This window comes from Streptomyces sp. BF23-19, assembly GCF_041106355.1.
GTDB lineage: Bacteria > Actinomycetota > Actinomycetes > Streptomycetales > Streptomycetaceae > Streptomyces > Streptomyces virginiae_A.
Genome location: NZ_JBGBPT010000008.1, coordinates 24749 through 39854, shown reverse-complemented (window position 1 = coordinate 39854; position 15106 = coordinate 24749). Strand labels below are relative to the sequence as shown.

General features: G+C 67.5%; 13 protein-coding genes and 5 pseudogenes. 10 read left to right on the top strand and 8 right to left on the bottom strand.

Translation table 11 applies throughout. The features are described from left to right. Positions 1–96 precede the first annotated feature (96 nt). Positions 97–603: a hypothetical protein gene (locus AB8A24_RS06980; RefSeq protein ID WP_328959735.1), complete on the bottom strand. Its 507-nt coding sequence runs from the start codon at positions 601–603 to the stop codon at positions 97–99. 877 nt (positions 604–1480) lie between these two features. On the opposite strand from AB8A24_RS06980, the pseudogene AB8A24_RS06975 reads away from it, so the two are divergent. The 6 genes and pseudogenes from AB8A24_RS06975 to AB8A24_RS06950 form a co-directional block, all read left to right on the top strand. Continuing rightward, positions 1481–1873: pseudogene (locus AB8A24_RS06975) on the top strand (IS110 family transposase); the annotation flags it as partial. Between the two features lie 382 nt (positions 1874–2255). After that, a complete protein-coding gene (locus AB8A24_RS06970; protein ID WP_328965747.1) occupies positions 2256–2609 on the top strand; it encodes a hypothetical protein in 354 nt (117 codons plus the stop codon). 306 nt (positions 2610–2915) lie between these two features. Continuing rightward, a pseudogene (locus AB8A24_RS06965) lies at positions 2916–3485 on the top strand (NB-ARC domain-containing protein); the annotation flags it as partial. A 286-nt stretch (positions 3486–3771) separates the two neighbouring features. Next, positions 3772–4548, top strand: a complete 777-nt coding sequence (locus tag AB8A24_RS06960; RefSeq protein WP_328966151.1) for a tetratricopeptide repeat protein — start codon at positions 3772–3774, stop codon at positions 4546–4548. 20 nt (positions 4549–4568) lie between these two features. After that, positions 4569–4900 (top strand): annotated as a pseudogene (locus AB8A24_RS06955) (recombinase family protein); the annotation flags it as partial. 79 nt (positions 4901–4979) lie between these two features. Further along, positions 4980–5117, top strand: a pseudogene (locus tag AB8A24_RS06950) (helix-turn-helix domain-containing protein); the annotation flags it as partial. Positions 5118–5560: 443 nt separating this feature from the next. On the opposite strand, the gene AB8A24_RS06945 reads toward AB8A24_RS06950, so the two are convergent. Then, entirely contained in the window at positions 5561–6184 is a 624-nt protein-coding gene (locus AB8A24_RS06945) for a hypothetical protein (RefSeq protein ID WP_328959734.1), read from the bottom strand. A gap of 123 nt (positions 6185–6307) precedes the next feature. Between AB8A24_RS06945 and AB8A24_RS06940 the strand changes: the two are divergent. Next, a pseudogene (locus AB8A24_RS06940) lies at positions 6308–6490 on the top strand (DUF5926 family protein); the annotation flags it as partial. 538 nt (positions 6491–7028) lie between these two features. Here the strand turns inward: AB8A24_RS06940 and AB8A24_RS06935 are convergent. Further along, entirely contained in the window at positions 7029–7568 is a 540-nt protein-coding gene (locus tag AB8A24_RS06935) for an endonuclease domain-containing protein (protein WP_328959733.1), read from the bottom strand. Between the two features lie 548 nt (positions 7569–8116). Beyond that, positions 8117–8554, bottom strand: a complete 438-nt coding sequence (locus tag AB8A24_RS06930; RefSeq protein WP_030722986.1) for a cupin domain-containing protein — start codon at positions 8552–8554, stop codon at positions 8117–8119. Between the two features lie 387 nt (positions 8555–8941). Here AB8A24_RS06930 and AB8A24_RS06925 point away from each other — a divergent pair, with 387 nt between their 5' ends. Next, on the top strand, positions 8942–9529 hold the full coding sequence (locus AB8A24_RS06925) for a terminal protein (protein ID WP_328959732.1): 588 nt from the start codon (positions 8942–8944) through the stop codon (positions 9527–9529). 747 nt (positions 9530–10276) lie between these two features. Here the strand turns inward: AB8A24_RS06925 and AB8A24_RS06920 are convergent. Next, on the bottom strand, positions 10277–10912 hold the full coding sequence (locus tag AB8A24_RS06920; protein WP_328959731.1) for a hypothetical protein: 636 nt from the start codon (positions 10910–10912) through the stop codon (positions 10277–10279). A 488-nt stretch (positions 10913–11400) separates the two neighbouring features. Between AB8A24_RS06920 and AB8A24_RS06915 the strand changes: the two genes are divergently transcribed. Beyond that, positions 11401–11538, top strand: coding sequence for a hypothetical protein (locus AB8A24_RS06915; RefSeq protein WP_328959730.1), 138 nt, complete (start codon positions 11401–11403; stop codon positions 11536–11538). 185 nt (positions 11539–11723) lie between these two features. Here AB8A24_RS06915 and AB8A24_RS06910 read toward each other — a convergent pair whose 3' ends face one another. Both AB8A24_RS06910 and AB8A24_RS06905 read right to left on the bottom strand, forming a co-directional pair. Further along, the gene (locus AB8A24_RS06910) at positions 11724–12488 is read right to left on the bottom strand and encodes a helix-turn-helix transcriptional regulator (protein ID WP_328959729.1); all 765 of its coding nucleotides are present in this window, start codon (positions 12486–12488) and stop codon (positions 11724–11726) included. 12 nt (positions 12489–12500) lie between these two features. After that, on the bottom strand, positions 12501–12824 hold the full coding sequence (locus AB8A24_RS06905; RefSeq protein ID WP_328959728.1) for a hypothetical protein: 324 nt from the start codon (positions 12822–12824) through the stop codon (positions 12501–12503). A gap of 694 nt (positions 12825–13518) precedes the next feature. Between AB8A24_RS06905 and AB8A24_RS06900 the strand changes: the two genes are divergently transcribed. Further along, a complete protein-coding gene (locus tag AB8A24_RS06900; RefSeq protein WP_369475141.1) occupies positions 13519–14241 on the top strand; it encodes an IS5 family transposase in 723 nt (240 codons plus the stop codon). On the opposite strand, the gene AB8A24_RS06895 is transcribed toward AB8A24_RS06900, so the two are convergent. Next, positions 14198–14659, bottom strand: coding sequence for a hypothetical protein (locus tag AB8A24_RS06895; RefSeq protein ID WP_369475195.1), 462 nt, complete (start codon positions 14657–14659; stop codon positions 14198–14200). The two genes, AB8A24_RS06900 and AB8A24_RS06895, sit on opposite strands and share 44 nt — an antisense overlap. Between the last annotated feature and the right edge of the window lie 447 nt (positions 14660–15106).

Below are 15106 nucleotides of genomic sequence, written 5' to 3'. Positions count from 1 at the left end.
GAGAAGGCACTTTCGCGGCCTACCCCACGGCACGTACGATTTCGCGGGAAATCACGCCCGAAACCAGGCGTGAGATCCTCCCGGGCGACCCGGCCATCAGGCCCTGTCGAGATAGAACTTCTCGTGCTCGCCACCGTTGGCGTTGACCTGACAGTTCACCGTTCCGCCGGGGCCGGTGGCGGTGGTCACCCCGCTACCGGTCACCATGCGCAGGTAAATGCCCGGGAAGGCCGCCGACTCGAAGGAGAACGAACCATCCGCCTGGGCGCGAAGGTGGTACGTCTCGTAGGGGTGGGCGCCGTATTGGCAGTTGACCTTCCCCCCGCCGGCCATGGTGGCGGGGACTCCGTCGCCGTCCAGGCGCAGGAAAACGTTCGGGAAGGCCGCCGACTCGAAGGCGTACGACCCATCTGCCTGCGGCCGGACCTTGTACCCCGTCCAGGGGCCGGTGCCGTACTGGCAGTTGACCGTCCCGGCGCCGGAGCCGGCGAAGGAGGTCACCCCGGTCCCGTCCATGCGCAGGTAGATGTTCGGGAAGAACGTCGACTGGATCGCGATGGGCGCGTCCCCGAGCTTTTCGAGGTCAGCTGCCGATAACGGCATGATTGCCACTCCTTCGGTTTGAGTGCGTCTTGGGCGAGTCGAATTCAGCGCCGATGGCGGAATTCTTTGCGGTGCTGAATACCGAGATAGAGGGTTGCATCGGGATTAACCGCGCGGCCTAATCGGCTCTATGAGTGACTTCTCGAAGAAAAGAAGCCCGCCGAATCGCAGATAAGGCGGCATTGCAGCCGCCATTTATTCACTCCGCCCCCTATTTCCTGCTTTCGCAGGCCCCGAACTCACTGTATTCGCGTGAACACAGTCTGTCCACCCTCGCGCTTCGGTGAGACTTTCCAACCTGTCGGTGAAGCTGGGTAGTTGTCCTGCCGGACGAGGAAATCCCCTGGTAGACAGGTTTTCGCCCAGGAGAACCCGCTCCATCAGAGGCTTCATGTGCTTGTCTGCCCGTCAGGCATCGACGTGTTTTAAGACACGACCAGGACAGTTCAACCCGGACTTTGACGCGGGCTCTCGCGTCACAGGCCGCAACGCGTGCAGGAGTGCAGGCCCTGACGGGCGCCGTCCCCGATCCGTCCCGCCGGCCCCGGCAGGGACATGAACGAACCGACGAACGTTACCTGTAAGCACCCCGAGCTGCAGGCCGCCGAAGCCCCCCCGTTGTGTTTTTCGCGGTCCTGCAATGGGGCCGCTGGCCTCCTGGCCCGGTATGACTGTGTCCCCTCTGTCGAACGGATGACCTGAGGGGTGGTGTCGCCGGGCCCGAGGGGTGCCGTCACAGACGCTGATGAGAGACCCGGCCACCGCCCGGTCCGGCGCAATGCCGGGCAGTTCGCGGGCGGCAGGTCTGCATAACGTGGATGCGCGAGCACGGCGCCATTGCCGAGGCCGGCAAGGTCAACGACCCGGAAGGGGTGCGATGTTCGACACCGAAGGCGTGGGTGTCTTCCTCGGGATGGACGTCGGCAAGACCGCTCACCACGGCCACGGGCTCACCCCGGCCGGAAAGAGGGTCTTCGACAAGCCGATGCCCAACAGCGAGCCGAAACTGCGGGCCGTCTTCGACAAGCTCAAGGCCAAGTTCGGCACTGTCCTGGTGATCGTAGACCAGCCCGCGTCCATCGGCGCCCTGCCCCTGACCGTCGCCCGCGCCGCGGGCTGCGAGGTCGCCTACCTGCCCGGACTCGCGATGCGGCGGATCGCTGATCTGTATCCGGGCGAGGCGAAAACCGACGCGAAGGACGCCGCGGTCATCGCGGACGCGGCCCGCACCATGCCCCACACCCTGCGGTCTCTGGAACTCGGCGACAAAGCCAGCTGGCACACCGAATACTTCAGCCTGGCCGTCGACCAGCTGCGCGGCGCCGGCCGCGAGGTGGACAGCGAGGTCCTGGCGCACATCTCCCCGGCCCGCAGCCAGGTGGCCAACTACTACGGCTCGATCACCGTCGACTACGAGCGTGAACTCGCCCAGCTCGACGAGCGGGGCCACCGGCCTCTGCGCAACGGCGGCGATCCGGCGGGTTCCGTGTGAGAGCCCTGGGCCGGGAGCCGCTTTCCTCCCGGGGCCGGGGTGTGCTGGAACCAGGATGCTGCGGGTCGTGTTCGTGTTCCTGTTCCGGATCGAACTGCCCTGCCGCAATATGAAGTGGCGGACCGTCAGCCGGGGACGGTCGTGGCGAGGGGGAGCGGGCATGTCGCAGGGGTGGAAGATCACGGTCATCGTGCTGGCGGTGGCCGGGGTCGTCTCGACGCCATTGGTCTGGCTGCTGGACGGCCCCGATGCGGGACAGCTGACCGGAGCCTGCGTTCAGGCCGCCGCCGGCATCGCGGCTCTGGTGTGGGCGTTGTTTCAGCACTCGGGAAGCCGTGCGGACGATACGGCCGTGCGCACCGGGCCGGCCCGTGCGGACGATGGTGGAACAGCGCTGACGGGGGTCAGGCGCCCGCAGGGCCGGGGCAGTGGCTCGGCACAGGTGGAAAGGACCGGCGGCGCCACCGCCACCGGCGACGGCAGCAACGCCGTCAGCGGCATCGACTACACCTGACAGCTCGGTCAGAACACAAAGAGCGGGGGGAATCGGTCGCGTGACCGCAGGAGACAAGCGCCAGCAAGGCCCCATCGACGCCGCCGACGCTGACGTCGCGGTGACCGATACCGGGAACGCTGCGGCCGTGTCGGGGCCACAGCGGTGAGCGGCAACCGCGGACCGGTACCGGGAAGCGACGGCGCCCCCGCTGCTCCGGTACGGATATCCGGGACCGGGGATGCGGCCGCGTCCGAGGGCGGGATTGCCAACACCGGCTATATCCACCAGGTGAGCGTCGAACAGCTGACTGTGGTGCAGCACGACATGCCCCGGGAGCCGGCCCCGTGGCCGCACCAAGTCGGGGTCATCCCTCGACGGGCACGCTCTTTCCAGCACCGTGCCGAGGCGGAACGGCTGCGCGCGACGGTCGACGGCGGTGGCACCGCGGTGCTGGGCCAGGTCCTGACCGGAATGGGCGGGGTGGGCAAGACCCAGCTCGCCGCCGACTACGCCCACACCGCATGGAAGGACGGCAGCCAGGCCGGTGGCCTGGACGTCCTGGTCTGGCTCACCGCCAGCACCCGAGAGGCCATCGTGAGCGGATACGCGCAGGCTGGCGTCGAGTTATGCCGGGCCGATCCCACTGATCCGGAGAAGGCCGCCGAATCCTTCCTGGCCTGGCTCACCCCCAAGACGGGAGCCAGGCCGTGCCGGTGGCTGATCGTCCTGGACGACGTCACCGACCCGGCGGACCTGCACCGCCTGTGGCCGCCCGCCAGCCCCCACGGCCGCACCCTGGTCACCACCCGCCGCCGCGACGCCGCCCTCGCCGCAGACGGCCGCCACGCGGTCGAGGTCGGCCTGTTCACCCCGGACGAAGCCCTCACCTACCTCACCACATCCCTGGCCACGCACGGCCGGGTCGAACCAGCAGACCAGCTCACCGCCCTGGCCGGCGACCTCGGACACCTGCCCCTGGCCCTCGCCCAGGCCGTCGCCTACCTCATCGACTCCGGCGACGACATCGCCACCTACCGCACACTGCTGGCCGACCGCGCCACCACGCTCGCCGACACCGCCCCCGACCGGCTGCCCGACGACCAGGCCCTCCCCCTGGCCGCCGCCTGGTCCCTGTCCATCGACCGCGCCGACACCCTGCGCCCTGCTGGTGGCCCGCCCCATGCTCCAACTCGCCTCGATGCTCGACGCCAACGGCATCCCCCACGACGTGCTGACCAGTACCCCCGCCCTCACCCACCTGGCCGCACACCGCACCCAGGCCGGCCCTGGACGCGCGCGGCGGCTGAAGTGGTGGCCGGGCAAACGGCAGCGCTCCTCAGTACAGGCCACCCGCGAGGACGCGACCAGAGCCCTGCGGGCCCTGCACCGGCTCAGCCTCATCGACCACACACCCACCACCCCAAACCAGGCCGTCCGCGTCCACCAGCTCATCCAGCGCACCACCCGCGACACCCTCACCCCCCACCACTACGACCACACCGCCCGCACCGCCGCCGACGCCCTCAGAGCCGCCTGGCCAGCAATCGAACGCGACACCGCCCTCGCCCAGACCCTGCGCGCCAACACCACCGCTCTGGCCACTTGCGCCGAAGACGCCCTGCACCGGCCCGACACACATGCAGTGCTGTTCCGCACCGGCTACAGCTACGGCCGGGCCGGCCAGGTGGCCGCCGCCCGAGACCACTTCCGGCACCTCGCCGACGTCGCCCGACACGGCCGCGGCACCGACCACCCCGACACCCTCGCCGCCCGGTACAACCTCGCTTTGTGGCGGGGGGAGGCGGGGGATGCGGCCGGGGCTGCGGCAGCTTTCGCCGAGCTGCTCGCCGACCAGGTGCGGGTGATGGGCGAAGACCATCCCCTCACCCTCGTCACCCTGAGCACCCTCGCCTATTGGAGAGGCAAGGCAGAAGGGGACTACCCAAGTGCCGGGTAACGATCGTTCGTGAGAACGACATGACGTTCCCGCGCGTATCGACTCGGCACCCCGAAGCCCAGCAGGACGCACTCCGCGCGGCTGGCTGCGAGAAGGTCTTCACAGACAAGGTGTCCGGCAAGCTTGCTCGCCGCCTCGAACTCGACAAAGCCCTTCTCGTCGCCCGCGAAGGCGACCAGCTCGTGGTCACCAAGCTCGACCGCCTCGGCCGCTCGCTGGAGAACCTCATCGAGCTGTCCAAGGACCTCCAGTCCCACGGGTCGACCTCGTTGTCCTCGACCAGGGCATCGACACCTCCACCACAGTCGGGCGGATGTTCTTCCAGATCCTCGGAGCGGTAGCCGAGTTCGAGCACGCCCTGATGTCGGGGCGGACGATGGACGGTCTGGAAGCCGCCCGCGCCCGCGGACGCACCGGCGGCCAGCCCCCGCCAGGTCAAGCTCGCCCGCGAGATGTACGACTCCGGCGACTACACCGTCCAACAGATCGCCGACAAATTCGGCGTCACCCGCCCCACCATCTACCGCCACCTCAGCAAGGTCGCCAGCGAGCTGGCTGAGACCGGATAGCCACCCAACTCCCCAGGTCAGGGGCTACTCCGTTGTTTTTGCGGCGAGGACTGCTGGAACCCCATGACGGACGCGGAGTGGACAGTTGTGCGCCCGTTGGTGCCGGTGCCAACCTGGCTGGAGGGTAAGAGGCAACCCGAAATCTGTCATGTTTCTGCCCGCAGCACTCCACGGGGTTGCGGGCGGAAAAGGGTGAGAGCAGGAAGTCGACGACAACGGTAAGCCCTTCGTTTCATTTCCAACCGGACTTCCCGCACCGTTCTACGACACGTCGGCCCATCAGCTCACCTTGCGCCCCCTGGAGGACGTCGAGGACGCGAGCGTAACCACGGAAGACACCACGAGGTCCGTACGCCCTGGAGGCGCACGGTGAACGGCCTCGCCCACCGATTTCGAATGCTCCTGGTACAAGCCGGTGCGGTGTTGAAGGCGTGCTCAGGGAATCAGCAGCTGACCCAGCTGAGCCCCGCCACGTAGATCGGGTTGTCGGCAGGAGCCCTGACCTGCCGGTACTGGGTCGAGCCCTTCGGGCCCACTCCTGCGGAGTGCACGTGCCCGCCGGAGATCAGCTGGGCCGTCAGCCTCGGACACCTGCCGTCCGCCTTGTCATCCGTCACGTCGGCCCATGCCCACGTCTTGTTGTCGCAGTACCGGATCCAGGCGTGCCCCTCGCTACGGCTCGAATAGAACGCATCACCGCACCCGGAGGGCATGGAAGGCGTGCCTGCCGGTGCCGCCGTCGCCGAGCCGCTCAGTGCCGTAACCGCGAAGAGCACAGCGCCGGTCATCGACGCCCAATGTTTTTTCCGCATGGAAACCAGTCCCTTCGTCAGGTCGTCCGGCGGATTCGCCGGCCCACCCAGCTTGCTGGCGCTCAGTAGCAGGGCAGGCCCAATGGCCGGAATTCGCGGCCCGAAAGACCAGCGGCGCAATCTTGACAGCACCGAGCCGCCACCGGCTGACGTGCGACTGTCAGAGGCGCACAGTACGGTCCCGGCACGGAAGCCGGAATCGAGCTGACCTTCGACTGTACGGACGCCCATTTTCCGCACCGGTACCCTGCTCATCTCGCCAAATCAAATACTCGGTCACAGGACCTGTGACTGAGCGCCCTACTTGGCCATTGAGTAATTCAGTTGGCCACATCGGTGCTCAGCGCAGCCGTTCCGGAAGAGAAGAACGTTCCGGAAGAGAAGAACCACCTGCGCTGGGTCATGCCGTACCCCGAGGAGCAGCTCCTGGACGCGCTCATGCGGCTGTACGCGGCCGGATAGTCGAGCCTCGGAGGGGGCGCGACTTGTGATCTCCCGAAGGGCGTGGGCGCGGAGGATGAGGAGAGGCCAGCCGCCGAGTTCGCGGGGCGCCTGGCCGGCCGTTCAGCCGGATCATGGGGCAAAGAACTGGTGGCTCTTGCCACAACTCCCCAGTACAGCAGGCAAATCCGTGTCCGAATAGCCGAGATCGAATTTGTGAACAGTCGATCTCCTGTTTCCATGGAGAACACCAAGAAGCCCGTCGGCGCGAGCGGCCTGGACAGCTTCGACTCGCCCCGACGGGCACCGAAGATCACCACAAGAGAGGTGATGCAACGTGTTCTCTGACGGTACCTCGCGGTAGCAGGAGCCGCACAAATCGAAGACTCGATGGGGTCTGGTTCTGGCCGCAGTCTCCGCTACCGCGAACGTCTTCCGGCTGCTGCGGGAGCTCCTGATCCACCACTGAGGCTGAGTGCTCGTTCCGCTGATCGGTCTGTCGCGCTGTCCCCGGCATCGGGCGGGGACAGCGCCGGCCAAACTTGGGCGCTCAGAGTGCCCTGGTCGGGGCAACGCTCAACTGGCCACAACTGCTCACTGGCCATGTGAAGCACTCAGTCACAGGACCATCGGTCCGGGCTCGCTCCGTTTCCCGGGGTCACGCAGGGGACGGTGTGTCCGATGCTGCGCGCGGGGCCGGCACCACGGCGGTCGGCTGCTCGGCCGCGAGCACCTGGTCGACGAGCTCCCGCACCAGCATCGCGGCCTCCACCGCCGTGACGGTCTTCGTCCACCGTGCGTCGTGCCACCAGCAGGACAGCTCGAAGCGGTACGCGCCGTGGTCGAGTTCGACGTCCTCGAACCACGGCTCATGCCGGCAGCGGCGCGAACAGATGACGTGGCGCTCGGTCGCCTCCAGATGCATCCGGGCGAGGGCGGCGTGGTAGCGGCCGGGCAGGGTGCGCCGTTCCAGGCAGCTGCGGCACTCCAGCAAGTGCAGCGCGGAGCCCTCCTTGTCCCGCAGGAAGGAGTGCGCCGAGCTCTTCCCTTCGAAGGTGTTGCAGCTGGCGCACAGCGGGCCGCGCACGTAGCCGTGGTCGTGGCAGTGGTCCCAGACCGATGCCCGGGTCTCCGCGCACATGCGGCACAGGTATCCGTCGGCGCGGGTGCTGCGCGTGCGGGCCGACGCGTAGAGCACGCCGTGGAGGTGACCGGTGTACCGCTGGAAGGTGGCGCCCGAGCATGGCGGGCACAGGGTTACGTAGCCGAGCGGGCTCGGTGTGCGCCAGGCTCTCCACCGGGGGCCCTGGGCGCGGCAGCGGCTGCAGATCCGGGCCCGGCCGATGAGTTCCTCCGCGGCCCCAGCTCCCGCTCCACGACCGACGGCTGCTCCAGGTACTCGACGGGCACGTCGTCGTACGACACGCCGTCCAGGGGCCGTACGTGCTGCGGTGCGCGTACCCAGACCCGGTACTTGGCCGGTTCCACCGTGTCCCCGAACTGGTGGAGAGACAGTATTCCGAGGGTGCGGTATTCGGCGGCTGAGCATACGTCGGTCCTGCGGGCCAAGCGTGACCGGCCGGTCACGTCCGCATAGAAGCATTGGCGTGCGACATCCGCCCGACAGGGTTCCGCGACCGCCGGGTGGCCGTCTCGGGCCTGGGCGGCTCGCTGCTACCTCGCGGGCACGCTCAGCGCCGGGGCCTGGCAGGCCCCGGCTTCCCGGCTGTCAGGTTCGGCCCCTGCTCAGGCGCAAGAGCAGCAGTAGCAGTAACACATCAGCGCGCCGTAACGGCCGACCTCGAAGGAGTACTCCATGCCCGCCGGGACATACATCCAGTCCCCGGCCGTGAGCTCATAACCGTTGTAGACGATCGACCCGCTCGCGATGAACCGGATGCCGGCACCGTCGTTGTGCGCGTGCGGGGACGCCTGTGCACCCGGCTCGGCAACCGTGATGTAGAGCTGGGACTCACAGGCCATGTACACCGGAAGCTGCCACTTGCGGAACCCCGGCGGGACATTATCGACCTCGAGAATCTTGAGCGCCTTCTCGACCCCCTCGTCCTTCGACGTGATGATGCGGCTCTCGACATCGAGTCCGCTCTCGCGGACCGCGTTCTTGATGCGCTCCACTCCCTGCTCGAACGTGAGCCTGTTGGGATCGAAGGTCTGCTTCGCCATGGACTTCTCCTTCTGTGCGACCGTCCTGTGCGTCCAGTCGAAGAAGTGGGTTCCCAGTCTGCTCCGGGGCCCACGGCAGCCGGGGAGGTTTCATGCGACAGCATCGTCGGAGTAACCGTGTGGCGCAGTCGCGTTCTCGTTTTGGACCGTTGCGGTACGCGGGGAGGCCGACCTCGTACAGCCAGCCGTCGCGCACCTTGCGCTTCGCCCACAGGTGCGCGACGACCTCCTGGTCCCCGGGCAGTAGCACCCGGATGGGGACCGGCACCGGCTCGGGGGCGGAGGACGTCGTCATGCCTCCACCGTACGGGCAGGCGCACGCGGCACCGGCAGCCACCTGCGCGGATGCTCTCCCTTCTCCACAGGCGATCCGTGGTCCCTGGAGGTATGAGCGACAACGAGCAGCAGCCGGCCCCGGGCCGCGGCAAGGTCCTGGAAGCCCTCGCGCGGGCGGAGCGGAAGGTCTTCACCCGGCCCACGCCGAAATCGGCAAAGTCTCAGATGAAATTCCTCCTCACGCGGGCGAAGGGGTCCACCAAGGCCCTGGCGGAGCGCCTGGGCGTCTCGCGCCGGACGGTGGAGCGCTACCGCGCCGGGCAGCTGACGACCCCGCAGAAGCGCCTCCAGGCCGCGCTGGTGGAGGAGACCGAATCCGAGTGGCAACCGCAGGTCAGAGCACATGCACGCGAACGGGCAGCCACCTCCAGCGGCATGATGGTGGACGTGATGGCGCACTTCGGATTCACATGCGAGGGCAGCTCGGACGACGGCCGCGAGCGCACCATCACCACGGCGATCTCCCCCACCTACGCGAAGCAGATCCTCGAACTCCAGGAGGCAGGCGCGACGGATGAGGACCTGCATCCGATCGTCGCCGAGGCCATCATCGAGTCCTATTTCACCGACTGGGGCACTCGTGCCGCTGGCCTGCGAGCAGATTTCACAGATATCCAGTCCATAGAATTCCGGTTCTGACACGACCCAATTCTGGACCTGCTATAAAACAATTCGACGGGTCGCCGTACAGCGCTCTGGCGGCGGCCCGCTCCTGAATTCGCACTCCGAATCGAGGCCGAATATGACCACGCCCCGGCGCACCACTCGCCGTCCGTTTGCCCCGGGCATCGCCCCGCCCCGCGAGCCGGTCGACCCCCGCCCGCATCGGCCGCCGCGTCGTCCGGCGCCGGGCGAAAGGCATGGACGCCGGCGCCGTCGCGGCAGCCCTCGAGGAAGCGCTGTTCTACGCCCGGCAGGACTCCCGGCCCGCCGGATCGTCCGCCGGGTCGGCAGGATCAGGTACGGACGGGTATGCGGGGCGCGGCGGCGGGACTTTCGGCGCCGGCGGGTACGGCGCGGACCCGTCCGCCGGATCCCATGCGCCCTGGCCATTCGTCATCCGCACCCCCTGACCTCGATCACCTGCCGAATCTACGTCCCCTCCACCGGCCCGACACCGCACTTGTGCAGGTCAACTGGCCTTCGCACGACGCTGATTCGCGGCAGACCGGGAGAAACCGGCCCGGAACGCTCTGAGGAGTTGGCCGGATGACGTCAGGCCGTGAGGTTGACCAGGAGCGGGCCCGCCCGGCGGGCCGGCGTCGGACGCTGGAACCACGGAGCACCCCGCACCCTGTCTCGACGGTTCAGGCCCCGCCACCAACCACACAATTCACAGGAAGAATGTGCGGAGCCGCTTGTCCACGCTCGCGACGCCTGAGGCGATCACCGCTTGGGCCTTTCGGCTTCTTCGGATTGTTGGGCAAACCACTTCCGTGACGCCTCCCAGAAAGCTTCCCGGGCCGACCGATCCTGTGCTAGCGCCTCCAAGAACGCCGCATTGTCAGGGTTTTCCGCCCTCAAGCTCGCCACATACAGTTCCCAAGCAGACTCTGCCGGAGTCTTTGACCCGCCGGTCCCAGGACTTTCGGACGATGCCGCGGTCTGGTCACCCGCCCCGGCCTCTGGCCCGCGCGGATCGGCCGGGGCCCCCTGACTGTGCCCGTCGGGTCCTTCGCAACCACTTCTCGGCTGAGCAAGGACCTGTGCCGTGTTCGACACCGCCTTGATACCCAGATACGCGGTTGCCATGGTGCTCACAGCCGTGAACGCACCAGTGACCAGTGCGATCGCTTCCGGCGAGTCCAGACCCCCGAGCCTGCCAGCACCCCAGATGACAACAATGACGATGGCCGCGTCACTGCCGAGTACCGCAAGAAGACCAGCCAGTGAACGAACCCGCTCACGAGCCGCGCCAGGTGCCTTGTGCGCATGCTGTGGGAAGCCGAGAAGCGCAAGGACAACGCCCGACACCAGCACGACAAGCGCGACGGACAAGAAGATCTGAACAGTCAGGGGCACAGGATGCCTCCTACCGATGGGCGCGGAGACCGAGCCCATCCCCAAGGCCTGCCCCCTTCCTTCAGCATGCGCTGCCCGACAGAGCCCTGCACCCGTAGCGGTGCATCACGGGGCCCGGAAGTTTCATCGTCGAAGGAATCACCCCTCTGACCTGGCCTTTGGGGGATCTGAAGCAGGGCCCGAGGAGTTGGCCGGATGACGTCAGGTCGTGAGGTTGACCAGGCGGGGGCCGCCCGTTCGCCAGCGACAGGGTGATGTACATGGTGCAGACCATGTACATCACCGACTTTACGTACTGGCGAGTATCTGGGGGAACGACTTCTTCATCGCCCCCGATTGGGTTCTGACGTACGCGTGTCGTCGGCGAAGGGGCCACTGGACCGTCGTCGGCTGCGTGACCGGAGGGCTTGCGGGACTAAGTAGCGGGTCCTCCGACGTGTCCCCGTGCTCGATCCGCCGGGCACGTCTCGAACTCATCTGGAGGATTCATGCCGACCAACGAACGCTCGAACACCGCGCTGCTGCTTCTCGCGACAGGCTTCTTCGGCTATGTCGCGATGGCGCACCCCGCCCTGATTCCGGCCCTATCGCGGCGGCCGTGTTTGTCGCCGGTCTCGCCTACCTGAAGCTGTGAGGCGCCGGACGACGCCGGGCCGCGGTACAAGCCCTGGCCCGGCCGCCGTCCTCCAGAACGTCATCGCCTGCTGCCGTACGTCACCGACGTGGCGTACGGCGATGCGCACCAGGAGCGCGTGCTCTGCAGAGCGAGACATTCCTGCCCCGGGCGAAGGCCCCGGGGCACGAATAATGATCAGCCAGTCCGCGTCTCACCTCGCTGAAGCCTCAAAGAAGTGGGGCGGCTCAGACGGTGCTTCATCTGGCCTTGCACGGGATAGAACTGCGTGGCCGCCGCCTTGGCGAGGTCCGCCCGCCACTCCTGGCCGAATGACGGGCTCACGATCAGGGCCGGATCGCTCACAAAGTCCACGATTCGACTGGCGAAGAGGCCGCCCTCCGGACTTGTGGCCTTCTCCCACGCCTTGAGCCAGTCCTGGTCTCGGTTCCGGATGCCGCAGCCATGGAGGAAGGCCAGGAGCTGCTTCTCGTCGGCCGGTGTCGTCGTGCGGGCGACGATGCGTCCTATGGTGCTGACCGGTAGGGCGTGGGGGTTGCCGCAACGGTCGTGAACCTCGCGGAGACTGGGTGCGCCGGCCGCCTCGTAGACGTACAGCAGCGCCTGAGCGAGATCGGGTTTGTCGCTGATGAGGTGGACCTGCGGTGCCCGGAGGGTCTTGAGGATTCCCCGCTCCTCGATACGCGCCTTGACGCGCATGTGCTCGAGCGTCCGGATCGTGAGCGGGTCCTCGCCGCAGGCGCGGGCGAACTCTTCGACGACCTTCTGCTTGGGGACCCTGACGCCTGCGGCCGCCCTCTTGAGGGTGGCCGCCGAGGTATTGCACTTCCGGGCCATGTCCTCGTAGGTGAGGCTGCGGGCGTCTCGGAGGTCACGCAGGGCCGTGGCCAGTTCGGCGCGGCGGGGGTAGGTGGTGTCGATCGGTTTCGGCAGGCGTCCCATCGAGGTCTCCCCTCACCGCTGTTTGTCGGCGAGGTCGACCAGGCCGCGGGCGAAGGTCGCTCCGAAGGCCTCGACGATGCGGCGGCCTCCGGTGATGACGAGGTTGGCCGACACCCCGATGGCGACGCAGCTGGCCAGCAGCTTGAAGATCTCGTCCACCGGGATGTCGCCGACGAGGAAGAGCACGGTGCCGAGCGCCGCAAGGGCGCCGGGGAGCAGGGTGTGGGCGGAGGTCAGCCGGGCCGGACCTTGACCGGAGTATCCGGTGGTCACTTGCGGTCGGGGGGAGGTCGGGAGCGGCGTGGAGACGTTTCCGCCCGTGGTGTTGTCGGACATGCGAGGCCCTGTCTGTTCTGGAAGGGCGCCGGAACCGAGGTGCCAGCGCCCTCCGCCTACTGGGTGCAACCCGCTCTTTCATCCGGCAGTTGACGCTGCACGGATGTACGGGCACCCGTAAGTCTTCCAGCACAGAGGGTTAGCGCGGTAATACGGATCGAAGTCGAATGGTCCGATTGTTCTCAGTTGCCGGAATATTGGCTCATCGGCGACCAAGCCCATCCAACCTGGTGGGGGATGCGGTGACTTGGAGGGTGGTAGCGCACATTCCGGTGTTCCCGGGGCTTGAAAAGGCCCAGGTCGCTCGTGCTGACCCGGATTGGCTCATCCGCGTGTCAGCCAAAATTGCCGACACATCAGAGTTCACGGCATGGTGGAGGAAGGAAAACACCTCCCATGATTCCTTGGGGGGCCAGCAGAGCCCTGGACCTACTGGGTGCAACCAAATGACCAGGGCATTCTCGGCAGCGCCAAGTTGACGCGCGGCGTGCCGGAGGAAGGGCCGACGTCCATGACGTCGGCCCTTCCTCGTTCCTCGACGACTCCTTGCCCAACGTCGTGCCGTCCCCGAGTACAAGGGGCAGTCGCCCGGGTGACCGGCCCTTCGTCAGGTCGTGAGGTTGACCAGGAGCGGGGCCGCCCGTTCGCCGCGGACCGAGGCCAGCGACAGCACCGCGTGTCCAGGCGGGACGGTGTGCGCCAGGTCGGAGGCGGACCAACGTTCCCGCTGGACGCGGTCCACTACCTGGTCGACAACGGAACCAAATGGCGGGCCATGCCGGCCGACTTCCCGCCATGGGACCGGGTCTACGCCTTCTTCCGACGCTGGCGCGAACACGGTCTGATCGTCGAGTTCCACGACCGGCTGCGGGGGAAGGTCCGCGAGAAGGCGGGCCGGGACCCGGAGCCGACCGCGGGAGTGATCGGCTCCCAGTCGGTGAAGGCGGACGCCGTCGTCGGCGCGGACAGCCGCGGATTCGACGGCGGCAAGCTGATCAACGGGCGCAAACGGCACGCGGTGGTGGACACGCTCGGCCTGCTGCTGGGCGTGATGGTCACCGCCGCGGACACCGGCGACCGCACTGCCGCCCGGGTACTTCTCGAGCAGGTCACCAACGCGCATCACCGGCTGGAGCTGATTTGGGCCGACGGCGGATACACCGGCAGCCTCATCGAACACTGCCTCGCCACGCTCGCGCTGGTCCTGGCAATCGTGAAACGCAGCGACGACATGCGCGGCTTCGTCGTACTGCCCAAGAGATGGATCGTCGAGCGGTTCTTCGCCCACCTGATGCGATCCCGCCGCCTCGCGCGCGACTTCGAACGCCGCACCGCCAGCGCCGAGGCGATGGTCTACTGGTCGATGACCCTGCTCATGACCCGCCGCCTGACCCGGACTCGCTCTGCAGCGGCGTGAACCGCCCCGGCACCGGCTCGGCCAGCCACCCCCGGGCCACCAGCCGCTTCGCCTTCGACCGAAGCGTCTCCACCTTCGCCGGCACCGGGTCAATGCCGAACGCGACGGCCATCTCCTGGCAGGTCAACGGTCCCTGGCCGAGACCTTGCGGGTCGGACAGGACCCGAAGGATGCGCTGGTAGTCCACCGACAGTACCGACCAGGCCAGCCCCGCGCGCCACACCGGCACCACCGACTTCGGCTTCGCCGGCTCGGGCTGCGGACCAGTTTCCCGCAGGCCCCCGGTGGAATCCGGGGCGGCATCTCCAGCACCGCCCAGGGCCAGGACCTCGCCGACCCGCGAGCGGGCAATGACCCACTCGCTCCAGTCCTGCTCGGCCACCACCAGCTCGGCCTGGACGCGATACGGCTCTCTTATGAAGGACGCGTACTCACCTTCGTGGTCCGTGAGAGCCGCTGCGGGGCGTCGACTCGCAGCGGCGGCCGAAGTCGGGGGCGTAACCGAGGTCCTCCACCGCCTGTTGCTGGACGCTCGGGACACAGGAGTGACTCAGGAGACGGCCGAGGCGTTGTTGGCGCGGGCAGATACGAAGGGCCTGCGAATCGTCCTGGCAGCCCTCTCCTGCGCGGCGCACACGTGGACCTCAGACCAGCTCAGCGCAGCAGTTGATTGTGACCCCGGGTGGATGACTGATGCAGGCGAAAGCCGACTCATCCAGCAACTGCAGGAATTGAAGACAGATGACGACGCCGGTGTCCGTAGCGAAGCCGAGAGGCTGCTGAAGCCCATCCTCCAGCACAGCAAGAGACGCCAACCTTGAGGTTCACGGAACTCCGGACAGAGCCAGATTCGTCGAGCCCCATC

What these genes read in the sequence shown, in the direction of transcription:
- AB8A24_RS06980 (WP_328959735.1), bottom strand. Translation starts at nt 603, where the DNA reads ATGCCGTTATCGGCAGCTGACCTCGAAAAGCTCGGGGACGCGCCCATC.
- AB8A24_RS06970 (WP_328965747.1), top strand. Translation starts at nt 2,256, where the DNA reads ATGTCGCAGGGGTGGAAGATCACGGTCATCGTGCTGGCGGTGGCCGGG.
- AB8A24_RS06960 (WP_328966151.1), top strand. Translation starts at nt 3,772, where the DNA reads ATGCTCCAACTCGCCTCGATGCTCGACGCCAACGGCATCCCCCACGAC.
- AB8A24_RS06945 (WP_328959734.1), bottom strand. Translation starts at nt 6,184, where the DNA reads ATGAGCAGGGTACCGGTGCGGAAAATGGGCGTCCGTACAGTCGAAGGT.
- AB8A24_RS06930 (WP_030722986.1), bottom strand. Translation starts at nt 8,554, where the DNA reads ATGGCGAAGCAGACCTTCGATCCCAACAGGCTCACGTTCGAGCAGGGA.
- AB8A24_RS06925 (WP_328959732.1), top strand. Translation starts at nt 8,942, where the DNA reads ATGAGCGACAACGAGCAGCAGCCGGCCCCGGGCCGCGGCAAGGTCCTG.
- AB8A24_RS06915 (WP_328959730.1), top strand. Translation starts at nt 11,401, where the DNA reads ATGCCGACCAACGAACGCTCGAACACCGCGCTGCTGCTTCTCGCGACA.
- AB8A24_RS06910 (WP_328959729.1), bottom strand. Translation starts at nt 12,488, where the DNA reads ATGGGACGCCTGCCGAAACCGATCGACACCACCTACCCCCGCCGCGCC.
- AB8A24_RS06905 (WP_328959728.1), bottom strand. Translation starts at nt 12,824, where the DNA reads ATGTCCGACAACACCACGGGCGGAAACGTCTCCACGCCGCTCCCGACC.